The following is a 2,631-nucleotide window of genomic DNA, read 5'->3' as shown; positions in this document are numbered from 1 at the left end:
CGACAGATCCATTTATATTTTCGCCATTGGAGGGCACTACGACCAGCCCTAACGAGGCTGTAGAAAAACCCTAGAGCCTTTTTTCGGTGATGTTCCTACGTAAAATCTGAGTATGTTTTCGGTGACAAATGCTCCAGATTTTAAGAATAGGCGCTATTTTTAGATTAATTATTGATCAACTTCAGGTCAGAAAAAGCCTCCGACCTTTTTCTACAGCCTCAACGCCTTGCTCAGCGGACGGTGTGAAATGGCGGCTTGTTTGTGGCCTTTTTGCAACAAGGTGACAGTTTACACAAATCCGGCTGCAGCAACTTGTTATACCACTTACCGCTAAAATATTATTTAAAACATCTAAACATAAATAGGCGTCATATTAATTTTATTTCTAGATTTTGCCCCTCAAACTCAACGATGTCACCTGAGACAATCTTTTTACGTTTTTGAGTTTCAATTATGCCATTAACTTTAACTTGGCCTTCAGCTACTACGGCCTTAGCAACCCCACCACTAGAAACTAAACCTTCTAATTTCAAGATTTTATAAAGCTCAACTGGTTCTCTATTAATCCCAACAACACTCATTTATTAAACACCCTAATAATTAGAAAATTACTAATCTGCATCTTTATGCGGAGTGACTCCACTCAACGGCTTTGACTTTGAACTCGGTGGTGTACTTCTCGGTTTTCTTGCCAGTTTTGATAGCAGGCATCGGTTTTCTCCTTTGGCGGAGTTATCGATGCGTGTCTACTGAAGTGGGGGAAGTGCAGAACGAACTTAATTGACTGGTTAAACGATGCCCAACTCACGCCGCATTTCCCTGAAGATTTGCTCCTGAAGACCAATCAATTCTTGAGCTTCCCCTGAAGCTTCTTCTTGCATGAATTCTTGAATCTTTTGTTGCGCAGCCTCTGGCTGGGCTAAAAAAAAAGTGGTCGCGTTCTCGTTCATCCAGCTCAGAAACGATACCGTTCTCTCCTGTACTTTTTCGAGAGCGGAGACGTAGGACTCAATCAACTCAAGCAGAGGCTCTCCGGCTTCTAGCCGTAGGCCATTCATTTCGTTTTTGAACATCAAAAACTTATCTGAAATATCATTCTGCAGGCTGAGAGTCTTTTTGATGTATTCGATCGTGTTCTCGGTCGAGGGGTTCTCCAAAATCTTGAAGATTCCCTCCTGAAATCCCTCCATCAGCGCGCGCCGCTGCTCCAGCGAATAAGAATCCATAAGGGCAAAGTATTTCTTATACTGAGCCAGCTTTCCTTCATAGAGACGTTTCTTCTTATCCAGCTCGAAATCTAGATGGCTTTTCAGCTTGGCCAGATCTTGATCATATTCATACTTAATAGACTGCCGAAGCCGCTCTTTGATCCAGAATGCCCCGATCACGTTTATCAGTATCGCCAACAATCCAGAGGCTGTGATCGTAGCTAGATCCATTTCTCTCCCTTACGTTTAACGCTGTGCTCAGCGGCGGCCTTGTAATGGAGGCGAAGCCGCAATGAAAAGGACGTCCGGTGGAGGCCCTTGGGGCCGGAACGAACTGGAGCTAATTGTTATGCAAATTGCGCGACAAAACCTGCCCGGCATCTTCAACTAACTTCGAAAAATCTGACAAGTTTGTAGCTTCAATTTTCATTGCTTCATCATAATGGATGGGGTCATAAATGAAACCAGTTTTCGCTTGATCGAGATAGAAACCAACTATTCCTTGGCCGCGAGCAGAGGTGCTTGATATGTGATATTCGTAATTATACATGCCAGTCCTATTATTTTTCTGCCTCTCTTCGTTATTATCGATACCAAGAATAACTGTATCCCATGAAAATGCTCCTGCATGAGTGTTGTAGCAGTGTCCATATGGCGAGCACAAACAATCGACAACAGCTCCACCGATGCCTTCGCATCTATTTTCTCGCATATAGGTAATGAACGAATTCCTGAAGACAACCTCGTCTGCAGACATATATTCTGGAAGGCTTTCAACTTCGGCATCCAGCACCGGAACTTTGGATAGTTCAGCAGCAGCTTGGGCACTTCCAATCCAATACGCTTTGGCGCCCTCCATGAGAGTCCCGTTCGATATCTTTATGATTTTTGCCTTAACTTCATGAGAGCAAACTATAAAATCCAACTCATCAGGATATCTAGCTGAAACTTCCAATAGGTACTCTACAACCGATTTTGTTGTGACCTTGTTTGCATGGAATATTTCTCTTATGGCATCAATTGCTTGCGTAGACAGTCCTGCATACGAAACCGTTAACCACTCATTAATTACGATACTCTTTAGCCTGCCAGGAATGATGTTATCGCGAACCTGATCGCGATCCGAAATCATTGTGTCAGACATCACGCAAATTCTTTCATCAAATTTCATAGCTACAACGATAGTCATCTACTTCCCTGCATAACGCACGCAGCACGCGCGGCTTTGTAGTGAAGGCGAAGCCGTAACGAAAAAGACGTCGCCGTGCCTGCGATTGATACTGATTGAGCCTTCTCCCCAGCCCGGCGGTTACCCGCTAAGCTGGAAGGCGACCAAGCACTACAAGGGAGAAGACTCATGAACTTTTACCATAGCACTCACCGTCATTATTGTGGAATCGACCTGCACGCTCGCAGTCTGTAC

Annotated in this window: 3 protein-coding genes; all 3 read right to left on the bottom strand. The window is 44.2% G+C overall.

Annotated elements, in window-relative coordinates; all coding sequences use genetic code 11:
* Nucleotides 1–368: 368 nt before the first annotated feature.
* The 3 genes from BCA33_RS19490 to BCA33_RS19480 all read right to left on the bottom strand — a co-directional run bounded on the left by BCA33_RS19490 (nt 369) and on the right by BCA33_RS19480 (nt 2,397).
* Nucleotides 369–581 carry an RNA-binding S4 domain-containing protein gene (locus BCA33_RS19490; protein ID WP_071268448.1) on the bottom strand — a complete coding sequence of 71 codons (213 nt, stop codon included), beginning with the start codon at nt 579–581 and terminating at the stop codon, nt 369–371.
* A 207-nt stretch (nt 582–788) separates the two neighbouring features.
* Entirely contained in the window at nt 789–1,439 is a 651-nt protein-coding gene (locus BCA33_RS20580; RefSeq protein WP_071268446.1) for a hypothetical protein, read from the bottom strand.
* A 109-nt stretch (nt 1,440–1,548) separates the two neighbouring features.
* Nucleotides 1,549–2,397, bottom strand: coding sequence for a hypothetical protein (locus BCA33_RS19480; protein ID WP_071268444.1), 849 nt, complete (start codon nt 2,395–2,397; stop codon nt 1,549–1,551).
* Nucleotides 2,398–2,631: the final 234 nt, after the last annotated feature.

Origin of the sequence: Marinobacter sp. AC-23, assembly GCF_001858325.1 — a bacterium.
Taxonomy (GTDB): Bacteria; Pseudomonadota; Gammaproteobacteria; order Pseudomonadales; family Oleiphilaceae; genus Marinobacter.
The sequence above is the reverse complement of the archived record's forward strand: the minus strand, read 5'-3'. Positions and strand labels throughout refer to the sequence as shown.